Source organism: Streptomyces sp. NPDC050560 (assembly GCF_044457285.1).
Classification (GTDB): Bacteria; Actinomycetota; Actinomycetes; order Streptomycetales; family Streptomycetaceae; genus Streptomyces.
Map to the genome: position 1 here is coordinate 100,444 of NZ_JBITGT010000013.1, position 12,864 is coordinate 113,307.

13 protein-coding genes are annotated in these 12,864 nt (G+C 73.8%); 4 read left to right on the forward strand and 9 right to left on the reverse strand.

The genetic code is table 11. The features are described from left to right. Positions 1 to 398: 398 nt before the first annotated feature. The 7 genes from ACIBIW_RS27785 to ACIBIW_RS27815 form a co-directional block, all read right to left on the reverse strand. Entirely contained in the window at positions 399 to 971 is a 573-nt protein-coding gene (locus ACIBIW_RS27785) for a peptidoglycan-binding protein (RefSeq protein WP_399339799.1), read from the reverse strand. Between the two features lie 692 nt (positions 972 to 1,663). Further along, positions 1,664 to 2,887, reverse strand: a complete 1,224-nt coding sequence (locus tag ACIBIW_RS27790) for an acyl-CoA dehydrogenase family protein (RefSeq protein WP_399339800.1) — start codon at positions 2,885 to 2,887, stop codon at positions 1,664 to 1,666. A gap of 6 nt (positions 2,888 to 2,893) precedes the next feature. Continuing rightward, positions 2,894 to 3,925 carry a phosphotransferase family protein gene (locus ACIBIW_RS27795; RefSeq protein WP_399339801.1) on the reverse strand — a complete coding sequence of 344 codons (1,032 nt, stop codon included), beginning with the start codon at positions 3,923 to 3,925 and terminating at the stop codon, positions 2,894 to 2,896. A gap of 183 nt (positions 3,926 to 4,108) precedes the next feature. Beyond that, positions 4,109 to 4,420 carry a DUF202 domain-containing protein gene (locus ACIBIW_RS27800; protein ID WP_399339802.1) on the reverse strand — a complete coding sequence of 104 codons (312 nt, stop codon included), beginning with the start codon at positions 4,418 to 4,420 and terminating at the stop codon, positions 4,109 to 4,111. After that, positions 4,417 to 4,809, reverse strand: a complete 393-nt coding sequence (locus tag ACIBIW_RS27805; protein ID WP_399339803.1) for a YidH family protein — start codon at positions 4,807 to 4,809, stop codon at positions 4,417 to 4,419. Before ACIBIW_RS27805 ends, ACIBIW_RS27800 begins: the two co-directional genes overlap by 4 nt. Before the next feature lie 9 nt (positions 4,810 to 4,818). Beyond that, the gene (locus tag ACIBIW_RS27810; protein WP_399339804.1) at positions 4,819 to 5,394 is read right to left on the reverse strand and encodes an NUDIX hydrolase; all 576 of its coding nucleotides are present in this window, start codon (positions 5,392 to 5,394) and stop codon (positions 4,819 to 4,821) included. Positions 5,395 to 5,441: 47 nt separating this feature from the next. After that, positions 5,442 to 6,335 (reverse strand): DMT family transporter, encoded by an 894-nt coding sequence (locus ACIBIW_RS27815; RefSeq protein ID WP_399339805.1) that lies wholly within the window; start codon positions 6,333 to 6,335, stop codon positions 5,442 to 5,444. A gap of 247 nt (positions 6,336 to 6,582) precedes the next feature. Between ACIBIW_RS27815 and ACIBIW_RS27820 the strand changes: the two genes are divergently transcribed. The 4 genes from ACIBIW_RS27820 to ACIBIW_RS27835 all read left to right on the forward strand — a co-directional run bounded on the left by ACIBIW_RS27820 (position 6,583) and on the right by ACIBIW_RS27835 (position 10,604). Then, positions 6,583 to 8,238, forward strand: a complete 1,656-nt coding sequence (locus ACIBIW_RS27820) for an FAD-binding dehydrogenase (RefSeq protein ID WP_399339806.1) — start codon at positions 6,583 to 6,585, stop codon at positions 8,236 to 8,238. Between the two features lie 171 nt (positions 8,239 to 8,409). After that, complete coding sequence (locus ACIBIW_RS27825; RefSeq protein WP_399339951.1) at positions 8,410 to 9,057, forward strand: TOPRIM nucleotidyl transferase/hydrolase domain-containing protein; 648 nt, start codon at positions 8,410 to 8,412, stop codon at positions 9,055 to 9,057. A gap of 154 nt (positions 9,058 to 9,211) precedes the next feature. Continuing rightward, entirely contained in the window at positions 9,212 to 9,970 is a 759-nt protein-coding gene (locus ACIBIW_RS27830; RefSeq protein ID WP_399339807.1) for a molybdopterin-dependent oxidoreductase, read from the forward strand. Then, a complete protein-coding gene (locus ACIBIW_RS27835) occupies positions 9,954 to 10,604 on the forward strand; it encodes a cytochrome b/b6 domain-containing protein (RefSeq protein WP_399339808.1) in 651 nt (216 codons plus the stop codon). The genes ACIBIW_RS27830 and ACIBIW_RS27835 overlap by 17 nt, the downstream gene beginning before the upstream one ends. 84 nt (positions 10,605 to 10,688) lie before the next feature. Here ACIBIW_RS27835 and ACIBIW_RS27840 read toward each other — a convergent pair whose 3' ends face one another. Both ACIBIW_RS27840 and ACIBIW_RS27845 read right to left on the reverse strand, forming a co-directional pair. After that, complete coding sequence (locus tag ACIBIW_RS27840) at positions 10,689 to 11,273, reverse strand: DinB family protein (RefSeq protein WP_399339809.1); 585 nt, start codon at positions 11,271 to 11,273, stop codon at positions 10,689 to 10,691. Positions 11,274 to 11,386: 113 nt separating this feature from the next. Beyond that, a complete protein-coding gene (locus tag ACIBIW_RS27845; RefSeq protein ID WP_399339810.1) occupies positions 11,387 to 12,784 on the reverse strand; it encodes a gluconate:H+ symporter in 1,398 nt (465 codons plus the stop codon). Positions 12,785 to 12,864: the final 80 nt, after the last annotated feature.

Genomic DNA, 12,864 nt, shown 5'->3' on the forward strand with positions numbered 1-12,864 from the left:
CGACGTCTTCTTCCTGCTGGTCACAGTCCTTCTTCCACTCGCGGGGGCCGTCGTGGGCACTGCGCGGCACCGGGCGTCCCACGGGCTTCCGCCGCGGCGGACGGCGGGCGGGGCGGACGCGGGGGATTCGGGCATCGTAGCCGGTACGCGCCCGGTGCCCCGGCCCGCGCGCGGCGGTGGCACCGGGCGCGGGCCCCGGTCAGCCGAGCTGTTCGAGCAGCACGAGCGACCAGGGGGCCTCCTCGGCCGTCATGGCGTCTCCCCTCCAGGTCGGCGCACTGCGCGCGCGATCCTTGCACCGATGGGTGCCCGCTCATTAAATCAAGTTGATTGACATACGTCGACGCATCAAGAGGTGCCAGCAGCCCGGCGAGCGCCGCGCCGGATGCGGTACGGGCTCACGCCGTGCCGGGGGTCTCCGCCTCCAACTGGGCGCGGGAGTGGGGGCCGTAGACCCCTTCCGGGTCGCCCTTGACGGCGCGCCAGCGCTGGAAGGTGGCCACCGCCTCCGTGACGCCCGCGTCGTAGACCCCGTCGGGCTCGTCCTCGTAGAGCCCGCCGACCCGCCGCAGCCGCTGCTGGAGCAGGGTGACCTCGGGCCCGCTCATGCCCTGGCGGAGCACGGGGGCGCCGCCGTCCGCCGCGTCCGCGGGGCTGCCTGGCGAGGCGTCACGCGGCCCCGTGGAGTCGGTGCTCCCGGGCGGTGGGCGGTCGGGCGCCCGACCGGTGGCCGGGGGAGTGGAGGCGCCGGGGGAGGGGGCGGCGGTCGGCGCGGGGCTGGTCGGTCCCGACGCGGGGGAGGAGGCGGCGTCGGAGGGGGTGGCGGCCGAGTGCCCCGTGCCGGTCGGCAGCATCAGGCTCGGCAGCCCGGTGGGGCGCTCGGGGCCCGCGTGGTCGAAGGCGTCCTCGGCGATCCTGACGGCCCCCAACAGCACCACGGGCACGGCGAGCACGGACACCACAGTCACCACGACCAGCCCCGCCTTGCGGGCGCGCGAACGCGGCCGTGCCTCCGGTTCACCACCCGCGTCACCCGCCGCGCCCGCGTCACCCATCGGACTCTCGCCACGTGCCGTGCCTGCGTCCCCCGCCGCGCTCTCGCCACCGGCCGTACTTTCGACTCCCGCCGCGCCCGGACCCTCCGCCGCATCTGGCTCCCCCGTCGGACCCGGCGCGGAGCCGCCCGCCTCACGGGGACCGCCCGTCCCGCCGGGGCCATCGGCCGTGCCCGGTTCCAGGGCGACGGCGGCGGTGCCGCGTGCGGGCGCGGGGGTGGGACTACCGGGCGCCTCGCCAGGCTCCCCGGGGTTCACATAGGGCCGCAGGAGCAGGGGCGTGAAGTCGGCGGCCTCGGCGACCTCCCCGGCCGCGCAGGCGCAGCCGGGCCTTCCGTCGTCCCGCCGCTCCGCGCCGCACGCGGGGCAGCGCCGCACCGTCACGCCGCGCCGCCCCTCGCAGGGCGGGCGGCGGGTGCCGCAAGTCTCTCGACCGGCCGATCGGGCATGCTGAGTGTCCGTTCCGCGCGGTGCCGGTGGCCGGTCCCGCCCCGCGGCGCCGGACTCCGACACGAGCCGCCCGGGCCCTGGCCGTGCGGCTGCACCGCGCACCGCCCGGCCGACCCGGCGTCCGCTCATCAGATTACCGGCATGTTACGTACGCGTGGCTACTGATACTTGCCGAACTCCCGCCTGGCGAGGGAGCGCTGGTGCACCTCGTCCGGGCCGTCCGCGAGCCGCAGTGTGCGCGCCCCCGCCCACAGCTCGGCCAGCGGAAAGTCCTGGCTCACCCCACCGGCGCCGTGCAGTTGCACCGCCTTGTCGAGGATGTCCACCACCGTGCGCGGTGTCGCGATCTTGATGGCCTGGATCTCCGTGTGGGCGCCCTTGTTGCCGACCGTGTCCATCAGCCAGGCCGTCTTCAGCACCAGCAGCCTCGACTGCTCCACCGCCACCCGCGCGTCCGCCACCCACTCCCGCACCACGCCCTGCGCGGCGAGCGGCTTCCCGAAGGCCGTACGGGACACCGCGCGTCGGCACATCAGCTCGATGGCGCGTTCCGCCACCCCGATCAGCCGCATGCAGTGGTGGATACGGCCGGGGCCGAGCCGCGCCTGCGCGATGGCGAAGCCGCCGCCCTCCTCGCCGACCAGGTTCGACACCGGCACCCGCACCCGGTCGAAGACCAGCTCGGCGTGGCCCCCGTGGCCGTGGTCCTCGAAGCCGTACACCCGCATGGCGCGCCGTACTTCGAGCCCCGGCGCGTCCCTGGGCACCAGGACCATGGACTGCTGGCGGCGGATGTCGGCGCCGTCAGGTGCTGTCTTGCCCATCACGACGAAGACCTTGCAGTCCGGGTTCATGGCGCCGGAGATGAACCACTTGCGGCCGGTGATGACGTAGTCGTCGCCGTCCCGCTCGATCCTGGTGGTGATGTTGGTCGCGTCGGAGGAGGCGACGTCGGGCTCGGTCATCGCGAAGCCGGAGCGGATCTCCCCGGCGAGCAGCGGTTCGAGCCACTGCTTGCGCTGAGCCTCGTCACCGAACTGCGCCAGCAGCTCCATGTTCCCGGTGTCGGGCGCCGCGCAGTTGACCGCGACGGGGCCGAGCAGCGGCGAGCGCCCGGTGATCTCGGCCAGCGGCGCGTACTGGAGGTTGGTGAGCCCGGCGCCGTACGCGCCGTCGCCGGTGTCCGGCAGGAACAGGTTCCACAGGCCCCGGCTCCTGGCCTCGGCCTTCAGCTCCTCGACCACCGGCGGGGTGGTCCACGGGGACCCGGCGCGCTCGCGCTGCTCGCGCGCGACGTCCTCGGCGGGCAGCACATGCTCGTCCATGAAGGCGGTCAGCCGCTCCCGCAGCTCCTCGGTGCGCGCGTCGTAGGTGAAGTCCATGGCGGATCAGCCTTCCTTCAGTCCGCGGAGGGTGGTGGAGCCGTGCTCGATGAAGAGCGGTACGAGGTCGCCGATGTGGTCGAAGCCCGCGCCGACGGTGCTGCCCAGGGTGTACCGGTAGTGGATGCCCTCCAGGATCACCGCCAGCTTGAACCAGGCGAACGCGGTGTACCAGGCGGCGGCCGACACATCACGCCCGGACAGGCGCGCGTACCGCTCGACCAGCTCCTCGGGGGCGGGGTGCCCCGGCGCGGACGCGGTGGTGGTGAGGGGGGAGTCGGCGAGCCCGAGCGGCACGCTGTACATGGCCAGCAGCCCGAGGTCGGTCAGCGGGTCGCCGAGCGTGGACATCTCCCAGTCGAGGACGGCCGTGATCGCGTCGTCGGGCCCGATCAGCACGTTGTCGAGGCGGTAGTCGCCGTGTACGACGGTGGCGGCGGGGGAGCGCGGCAGCCGGCGGCCGAGCGCCGCGTGCAGTTCGTCGAGGCCGGGCAGCTCCCGGGTGCGGGAGGCGTCGAGCTGCTTGCCCCAGCGGCGCAACTGGCGGTCCAGGAAGCCCTCGGGGCGCCCGAAGTCCCCGAGGCCGACCGCCGCGGGCTCCACCGCGTGCAGCTCGACGAGCGTGTCGACCAGCGAGAGCGTCACCGCCCTGGTACGCGCGGGCCCCAGCGCGGCGAGCTGTCCCGCGGTGCGGTACGGGGTGCCCGACACGAACTCCATGACATAGAACGGGGCGCCCAGCACCGCGGCGTCCTCGCACAGCAGCAGTGTCCCCGGCACCGGCACCCGGGTCGGCCGCAGCGCGCTGATCACGCGGTGCTCGCGGCCCATGTCGTGCGCGGTGGCCAGGACATGGCCGAGCGGCGGTCTGCGCACGATCCAGCACCCGTGCCCGTCGGAGACCGCGTAGGTGAGGTTGGAACGGCCGCCCTCGATGACGCGCCCCTGCAACGGCCCGCGCACAAGACCTGGGCGCTCCCGGTCCAGGTGCTCCCGCAGCGCGCCCAGGTCAAGCCCGGGGGTCCGTTCCCCGCCCATACACCCTCCCGACGCCGAATCGTTCCCGCCATCATGCCGACCGGTCGGTATGCCGTCCAGTGTGCAGGCTGCTCCGGAAGGGTCCGAAAGGGGCCGACAGGGACCGTAAAGGCTCGGGCAGGGTCCGGAAGGGACCGGCACGGCTCCACCGGCCGGTGTGCACGCCGCGGGCGCGGCCGTGCCTCACACGACGATGGCCACCGCGCACACCACGAGCGCCAGCGAGCAGCACACCGCCGCCACCCCGAGGGCGCCCGGCAGCACGGCGGGCCGTGTGGACGCGGCAAGGCCGCGCATCCTGCGGTGCGCCACTGTGAGAAACGCCACCCACAGCAGCGCGCCCACCGCACAGGCCGGCACGGTCGCCCAGCCGCCGTGGTCGACGACGGCCTTGGCCGCCAGGATCACGGCCACCGTGAACGACAGCGTGGTGCGCCGCCACGCGAGCCGGGTCCGCTCCGGTTGCAGTCCCGGGTCACGGCCCTGGTCCTTCATCCCGCCCAGCCCGCGATCACGATCACCACCATCGCCACCGCGAGCACCGCCACCGCCACGCTGAGCACCGCGGGGAACCGGGACACCGGCAGGTCCTCGCCGCGCCGTATCGCCCGCTCGCAGCGGACCCAGTGGTTGATGGCGCGCAGCGCCGACAGCACGCCCGCCGCCAGCAGGGTGAGCGCGAGCCCCACCCGCCAGCCCCAGCTCAGGTCCGGCAGGAACTGGTCGACCGCGAAGCCGCCACCGATCAGCGCGAGCGAGGTGCGCAGCCAGGCAAGAAAGGTGCGCTCGTTCGCCAGCGAGAAGCGGTAGTCGGGCGTGTCACCCTCGTCCGCGACCCGCCCCGGGGCGAACCAGAGCCGTACGGATTCCGTCATACCGATCATGCGCGCACCCTAGATCGTGCCGTCGTGACCCTCGTGCACCGCACCCGCCCCGGCCGCCCTGTGGGCGAGCAGCCGGTGGTACGCCGCGAGGCCGTCCGGCACCCACGGCCACTCGCCGAGCCGCGCCGCCAGCTCCTCGTCGGTGAGGAAGGTGTGCCAGGCCACCTCCTCGGCCTGCGGGGACACCGGCGGCTCACAGCGGACCTGGTAGACGTACGACCACCAGCCCTGCGCCACCCCGTCGCCGTCCCCCGGCACGTACAGGAACCTGAAAAGCGGCTCGGGCCGCGGCAGCCCGCGCACCCCCAGCTCCTCCTCGGCCTCCCGCAGCGCCGCGTCGTCGTAGCTCTCGCCCGCGCCCACCACACCCCCGACGAACATGTCGTACCGGGAGGGAAAGACCAGCTTGGCGGGGGTCCTGCGGTGCACGAAGACACGGCCGTCCGCGTTCCTCGCCTCGATGAACACGCACCGGTGCCGCAGCCCGCGCGCGTACACCTCGCCGCGCGGCGCCCGGCCGGTCACCCGGTCGAGTTCGTCGACGACGTCGAGGATCTCCTCTGCGGGGTTACCTTCGGCGCTCATGCCCCCATCCAACCAGGCGCACCCCGCGTGCCCCTCCCGGGCCGCGCTCAGCCCGATTGCAGGTCGGGCACCCGCTCCACCGGGGCCGTGCCCCGCGGCATCGCCGGATGCAGCCCGAGCAGCACGATGCCCGCCACCACCGCGGCGAGACCGCACACCTCCCAGGCCAGCGCGCCCGCGTCGGTGCGCAGCCGGTCGCCGAGGAAGCCCACCCCGCAGGCGATGCCCGCCAGCGGCTGCGCCGCGGTCAGCGCGGGCAGCGACATCCGCAGCGGCGCCGTCTCGAACGCGCTCTGCACCAGCACAAGACCGGTGACCCCGAGCACCAGCACCGCGTACGGCTGCCAGCTCGTCATCAGCTCGGGCCAGCCGCCCGCCGAGAACCGCTGCCCGCTGACCCTGGTCAGCGCGTCCTGCACCCCGTACAGCAGCCCCGCCGCCACCGCCAGCAGCACCGGGCCCGCGGCCAGCGGGGAGCGCTTCGCCCAGGCGGCGAGCGCCAGCGCCCCGCCCACCATCAGGCCGATCATCAGCCAGTGCCGCAGCGGCTCGGTCACCGCGGTGCCCCCGGTGGGCTGCCCCGCCACGATGAACGCGCTCACCCCGCCCGCGAGCAGTACGAGCCCCGCCCAGCCCTGGCGGCCGAGCGACTGTCTCGTCTGCCAGCGCGACAGCGCGAGCGCGAACAGCAGGTTCGTCGCGAGCAGCGGTTCCACCAGGGAGATCTCGCCCTTGCCGAGCGCCAGCGCGCCCAGCACCATCCCGCACACCATCAGCCCGACGCCGCCGAGCCAGCGCGGTATCCGCATCAGGTCGAGGAGCAGCCGCGGGGAGAGGAAGTCGCCCAGCGGTGCCCGCTGCGCCGCGTTCTGCTGGAGCACGAATCCAAAGCCCAGACAGCAGGCGGAGCAGACGGCGAGGAAGAGCACGAGAGCGGACAAGTAACGCACCTCACGACGGCAGGTTCCGGAGCCCGGCGGGGATGTGTACCGAGCCGACCATAGCGGCTGGGCGCGTGGAGCGCCCCATGGGCGGCAAGGAACGACAGGCTTCCGGGGTGACCCGCCCCACACCCGCGCCGGCGATCTGACAGGATTCCGACCCGGCGGTAACTAACCTGGACGGCAGCCATCCGTCCGCCCCCCTCCCGCCGGGGCAGGCGGCGGATGCGGCGACACGGGAGGGCCCATGGCGTACGACGCCGATGTCATCGTGATCGGCGCGGGACTCGCGGGACTCGCGGCGACGGCCGAACTCGCCGCGGCCGGGCGCCGGGTGATCCTGCTCGACCAGGAGCCCGAGCAGTCCCTCGGCGGCCAGGCGCACTGGGCCTTCGGCGGCCTCTTCCTGGTGGACTCGCCCGAGCAGCGCCGTATGCGGATCAGGGACAGCCACGCCCTGGCGCTCCAGGACTGGATGGGGACGGCCGCTTTCGACCGTGACGAAGACCACTGGCCGCGCCGCTGGGCCGAGTCCTACGTCGACTTCGCCGCGGGCGAGAAGCGGCGCTGGCTGCGCGGGCTCGGGGTGCGGCTCTTCCCGGTGGTCGGCTGGGCCGAACGGGGCGGTTACGACGCGCGCGGCCACGGCAACTCGGTGCCGCGCTTCCACATCACCTGGGGCACCGGCCCCGGCCTCGTCGCCCCCTTCGAGCGCCGGGTGCGCGCCGCCGCCGCGCGCGGCCTCGTGGACCTGCGCTTCCGGCACCGGGTCACGGGGCTCGGCCGCACCGGCGGCGCCGTGGACACCGTCACCGGCGAGGTGCTGGAGCCCTCGGACGTGGCGCGCGGCAAGGCCAGCGGGCGCACCGCCACCGGCGCCTTCGCCCTGCGCGCCCAGGCGGTCGTGATCACCTCGGGCGGCATCGGCGGCAACCACGACCTGGTACGCGCGCACTGGCCGAAGCGGCTCGGCACCCCGCCCGCGACCATGGTCAGCGGGGTGCCCGCGCACGTCGACGGGCTGATGCTGGGCATAGCGGAGGACGCCGGGGCCCGGCTGATCAACAGGGACCGGATGTGGCACTACACCGAGGGCCTGGCCAACTGGAACCCCATCTGGCACCGGCACGGCATCCGCATCCTGCCGGGGCCCTCCTCCCTCTGGCTCGACGCCCGCGGCCGGCGGCTGCCGGTGCCGCTCTTCCCCGGCTTCGACACCCTCGGCACCCTCGAACACATCACGCACAGCGGCCACGACCACACCTGGTTCGTGCTGAACGAGCGGATCATCGCCAAGGAGTTCACGCTCAGCGGCTCCGAGCAGAACCCCGACCTCACCGGCAAGTCCGTGCGCGGCGCCCTCGCCCGTGTCCGCGCGGACGTGCCGGGCCCGGTCCGGGCGTTCATGGACCACGGCGCCGACTTCGTCGTGGAGCGCGACCTCGGCGCCCTGGTGCGCGGCATGAACGCGCTCACCGACGAGCCGCTGATCGACGAGGCGGACCTGCGCCGCACCCTGGTCGCGCGCGACCGCGAGCTGGCCAACCCGTACACCAAGGACCTCCAGGTCATGGCGGTCCGCGCCAGCAGGGCCTTCCTCGGCGACCGGCTGGTGCGCACCGCACCCCCGCACCGCGTACTCGACCCGGCGGCGGGGCCCCTGATCGCGGTGCGGCTGAACATCCTCACCCGCAAGACCCTCGGCGGCATGGAGACCGACCTCTCCTCCCGGGTCCTCACCGCCGACGGCGAGCCGCTGCCCGGGGTGTACGCGGCGGGGGAGGCGGCGGGCTTCGGCGGCGGCGGGATGCACGGCTACCGCTCGCTCGAGGGCACCTTCCTCGGCGGCTGCCTGTTCTCCGGCCGCACGGCGGGCCGCGCCGCGGCGGCCGCGGTCGGCTGAGCCCCCGGCCCGTACTCCCGCGGAAAACCCCGGGAGTACGGGGACCGCGCCTGCGAGACTGGCCGGATGAGCGCGCGCCGTGGTGGGGACATACGGGACGAAGAGGCCGAGGCGGCCGAGGCGGACGGGACAGCCGGGGACGCCGGGGCGGCCTCCGGCCCCCTCGACGGCATGGAGCGCTTCCGCCGGGCCGCCGTGGCCTATGTCACGGGCCGCGGGCACCCCGGGGCCCGGGAGGCCGCGGTCGAGCTGGCCGGGCACGGCGGGCTGCGCTCCGTGGTGCTGGTCGAGGGCGCGAGCGACAGGACCGCCCTTGAGGTCGTCGCGGAGCTGCGCGGCAGGACCCTCGCCGCCGAGGGCGTCTGCGTCGTACCGCTCGGCGGCGTCACCAACATCGCGTACGGGCTCGGCCTCTTCGGGCCCGGCGGGCTCGACGTGCCGGTGGCGGGCCTGTGCGACGCGGGCGAGGAGCACTTCTATCTGCGCGGGCTCGAACGGGCCGGTCTCGGCTCCGCGCTGACCCGCGCCGACATGGAGGCGCTCGGCTTCTACGTCTGCGTGGCCGACCTGGAGGACGAGTTGATCAGGGGGCTCGGCGCGGCCCGGGTCGAGGGCGTCATCGACGACCAGGGCGACCTGCGCTCGTTCCGGATCTTCCAGCGCCAGCCCGCCCAGCGCGAGCGCGCCGTCGAGGCGCAGTTGCGCCGCTTCATGGGCACCCGCGGCGGCCGCAAGGTCCACTACGCCCGCTCGCTCGTCGAGGGCCTGGACCCCGACCGCGTGCCCAGGCCACTCGACCGCCTCGTCGCCCGGCTCTGACCGGGCCGCGGGCGCGGGGGCGGAAGTGGGGCCGCACACGGGGCGTGGCGGGCCGGACTCGGAAGTCGTGCGCGGGGCCGCGTGAAGATGACGGAATGCTGACGGAACGACCCCGGCCCTGGCCACCCGCCGCCCCCGGTGGTCGAATCGGTATGTGAAACCAGAACAACCCGGGCCCGCCGACCCGGGCGACGAGGACTCCCCCGGCCGCTCCACCCCGGTGGGCAGGCGCGTGGTGCTCGGCATGGCCGGGCTCGGCGCGCTCACCGTCGCCGCGGCCCAGCCGCTCCAGCACGGCCTGGAAGCCTTCCTCGGCGCCGCCGCCGACCGCGACCCCACCGGCATCACGGGGCTGCTCCCCAACGGCGGCGGCTTCCGCTACTACTCCGTCACCACCTCGGTGCCAAGGAAGGGCGAGCAGGACTACCGGCTCACCGTCGGCGGCCTCGTCGACCACCCCGCCACGTACACCCTCGCCCAGCTCAGGGAGCTGCCGCAGACCCGGCTCGTACGGGACGTGCAGTGCGTCACGGGCTGGCGGGTGCCGGGCACCCCCTTCGAGGGCGTGCGTCTTTCCCGTCTGCTGGCGGCCGCCGGGGTCCGCGACAGCGCCAGGGCGGTCCGGCTCACCTGCTTCGACGGCGCGTACAGCGAGAGCCTGACGCTGTCCCAGGCCCGCCGCGACGACGTGCTGATCGCGCTGCGGATGCAGGACAAGCCGCTCGGCCACGCCCACGGCGGCCCGGTCCGGCTCTATGTGGCGCCCATGTACTTCTACAAGTCGGCGAAGTGGCTCTCCGGCATCACCCTCACCGACGAGGTCAGGCCCGGCTACTGGGAGACCGAGGGCGGCTACGACGTCGACGGCTGGGTCGGGCGCTCGAACGGACGCGACGATGCCCCCACCGCCTGACGCCCCCGCCCCCGCAGCCGCGCCCCGCACCCCCGGGGCGGGCACCGACGTACGCCGCTTCACCCCCGTGGAGCGCTGGGTGCACCGCACCACGGCCGTGCTGATGGGCGTGTGCGTGCTCACCGCGGCCTTCCTCTACCTGCCGCAGCTCGCCGAACTCGTGGGCCGCAGGGCGCTGGTGGTCACCGTGCACGAGTGGTCGGGCATCCTGCTGCCCGTGCCGCTGCTCGCCGGTCTGGTCTCCCGGGCGCTCCGCGCCGACCTGCGGCGGCTGAACCGCTTCGGCCCCCACGACCGCCTCTGGCTGCGGGCCGCGCTGCGCCGCGACCGCGATCCGGGGGCACGCCCCGCGGGGAAGTTCAACGCCGGTCAGAAGACGTACGCGGCCTGGCTCGCCGGAGCCGTGCTCGTGATGGCGGGCACCGGGCTGCTGATGTGGTTCACCGGGCTCGCCCCGCTGGTGCTGCGCACCGGGGCCACCTTCGTCCACGACTGGCTCGCGCTCGCCCTCGGCATCGTGATCGCGGGCCATGTCGCGATGGCGTTCGCCGACCCCGAGGCCCGCAGGGGCATGCGCACCGGCCGGGTCTCGCGGACATGGGCCGAACGCCACCACCGCCTCTGGCGCCCCTGACCCGGCGCGCCGCGATGCGCGGTGGCGGGGGACGCGGCGGGTGTCGGCGGCCGATGCCGCCGCGTTACGTCGTGGGACAGCCTTCTACGCCCCGGCCGGTGCGGCCGTCCTGGCGGCCTGCTCGATCCTCGCGAAGCGGGCCGCGCGGGCTTCCTCGTCGACCGGCTCCTCGTGTTCTGCGCGCAGCCCGGTCCGGCCGTCGACGCCCTCGCGCAGGATGTCGGCGTGCCCGGTATGCCGGATGGTCTCGCCGAGGACATGGACCAGGACGGCGAACAGGTTGGTGTTCAGATAGGGCTCCGGCCACCAGGGCACGTGGCCGGGGGCATCGAGGGCAAGCTCGTCGATCGTCGCGTCCGCGTGCTCCCATGTGCGCCGGTAGAACCCGGTGATCTGATCGCGCGTCTCGTTCCCGGCCGCCCAATGATCGCTGCCGTCGGAGTCCTGCCATCGGCACAGCGGTTCGGGGGAGGGGCGGTCGAAGACCTCGCCGAAGTACCTGGCCTCGACCGTGGCCACGTGTTTGACCAGGCCGATGAGGTTGGTCCCGGTCGCTGTCAGAGGCCGGCGCGCGTCGTATTCTGACACGCCGTCGAGCTTCCAGAGCAGCGCCTCACGGTCCCGCCGCAGTCTCTTGTGCAGGTTGGCTTTCGCGAACTCATCGATCATGCGGCACGAGCCTGCCATGGGCCGCCCATGGCCTCAAGATCCCGGGCCTCAAGATCCCGGCCCCGCCCCCTGGTCCGCACCGGGGGCGGGGCACGGCTTCGTGGCTACGGCCGTTAGATGATCAGTGAGAGCAGCAGCACGATCCCGCCGCCGACCACCGACAGGATCGTCTCCATCAGCGACCAGGTCTTGACGGTCTGCACCACGGAGAGCCCGAAGTACTCCTTGACCAGCCAGAAACCGGCGTCGTTGACATGGCTGAAGAACAGCGAGCCCGAGCCGATCGCCAGCACCAGCAGCGCCACATGGGTGCTGGACATGTCCGCGGCCAGCGGTCCCGCGAGCCCGGCGGCCGAGACCGTCGCCACCGTCGCGGAGCCGGTGGCCAGCCGGATGACGACCGCGATCAGCCAGGCGAGCAGCAGCGCGGAGATGGACCAGTCCTTGGAGATGTCGAGGATCATCTCCCCGACCCCGGAGTCCACCAGCACCTGCTTGAAGCCGCCGCCCGCGGCCACGATCAGCATCACCCCCGCGATCGGCGCGAGCGAGGTCTCCACCGTGGTCCCCAGCCGCTCCCGGGTGAACCCGGCGGCCCTGCCCAGCGTGAACATGCCCACGAGCACCGCGATCAGCAGCGCGATCAGCGGGGAGCCCAGCACGTCGAAGATCCGCTGGAGGGTGTCGCCCGTGTCGTCGACGACGATGTCCACCAGCGCCTTCGCCAGCATCAGCACCACGGGCAGCAACACCGTCGCGATGGTGGCGCCGAAGCCGGGCCGCCTGTCCAGGTCCTCTGAGGGGCGGGTGGGGACCATGCGGTCGGGCGGCGGCACGTCCACCCAGCGGGAGGCGTAGCGGCCGAACAGCGGGCCCGCGATGATCACCGTGGGGATGGCGACCAGGATGCCGAGTCCGAGCGTCAGGCCCAGGTTGGCCTTGACCGCGTCCACGGCGACCAGCGGCCCCGGGTGCGGCGGCACAAGACCGTGCATCACGGAGAGGCCCGCGAGTGCGGGGATGCCGATCCGCATCAGCGAGAAGTTGCCGCGCTTGGCGACGAGCAGCACGACCGGGATCAGCAGCACGATGCCGATCTCGAAGAACAGCGGCAGGCCCACCACGGAGGCGATCAGCACCATCGCCCACGGCATGGTGCGTTTGGTGGCCTTGGCCAGGATGGTGTCCACGATCTGGTCGGCGCCGCCGGAGTCGGCGAGCAGCTTCCCGAGGATCGAACCGAGCGCGATGAGTACGCCGACGCTGGCGACGGTCGCGCCAAGACCGTTGCTGAAGCTGGTGATGGCCTTGTCGAGCGGCGCGCCCGCGACCGCGGCGAGCGCGAGCGACCCGATGGTGAGCGAGAGGAACGCGTGCAGTTTGAACTGCGTGATGAGCACGACGATGACGGCGATGCCCACGAGCACGGCTATGCCCAGTTGGGCATGCCCGGCCGAGGTGATCGGCTCGGGGGCGTCCGCTGCCAGCATCTCGACGCTGAGTCTGGTCACGGTGGGTTTCCTTGGGGTGGTGGGGAGGTGGGGGTGTCGGGGACAGTGCGGTGGGGCGGGGGCCGTGGGGCTCGGGGCGC

Bases quoted from the DNA above. Each gene is read 5' to 3' on its own strand.
- ACIBIW_RS27790 (WP_399339800.1), bottom strand. From the start codon at position 2,887: ATGGACTTCACCTACGACGCGCGCACCGAGGAGCTGCGGGAGCGGCTG.
- ACIBIW_RS27795 (WP_399339801.1), bottom strand. From the start codon at position 3,925: ATGGGCGGGGAACGGACCCCCGGGCTTGACCTGGGCGCGCTGCGGGAG.
- ACIBIW_RS27800 (WP_399339802.1), bottom strand. From the start codon at position 4,420: ATGAAGGACCAGGGCCGTGACCCGGGACTGCAACCGGAGCGGACCCGG.
- ACIBIW_RS27805 (WP_399339803.1), bottom strand. From the start codon at position 4,809: ATGATCGGTATGACGGAATCCGTACGGCTCTGGTTCGCCCCGGGGCGG.
- ACIBIW_RS27810 (WP_399339804.1), bottom strand. From the start codon at position 5,394: ATGAGCGCCGAAGGTAACCCCGCAGAGGAGATCCTCGACGTCGTCGAC.
- ACIBIW_RS27820 (WP_399339806.1), top strand. From the start codon at position 6,583: ATGGCGTACGACGCCGATGTCATCGTGATCGGCGCGGGACTCGCGGGA.
- ACIBIW_RS27825 (WP_399339951.1), top strand. From the start codon at position 8,410: ATGGAGCGCTTCCGCCGGGCCGCCGTGGCCTATGTCACGGGCCGCGGG.
- ACIBIW_RS27835 (WP_399339808.1), top strand. From the start codon at position 9,954: ATGCCCCCACCGCCTGACGCCCCCGCCCCCGCAGCCGCGCCCCGCACC.
- ACIBIW_RS27840 (WP_399339809.1), bottom strand. From the start codon at position 11,273: ATGATCGATGAGTTCGCGAAAGCCAACCTGCACAAGAGACTGCGGCGG.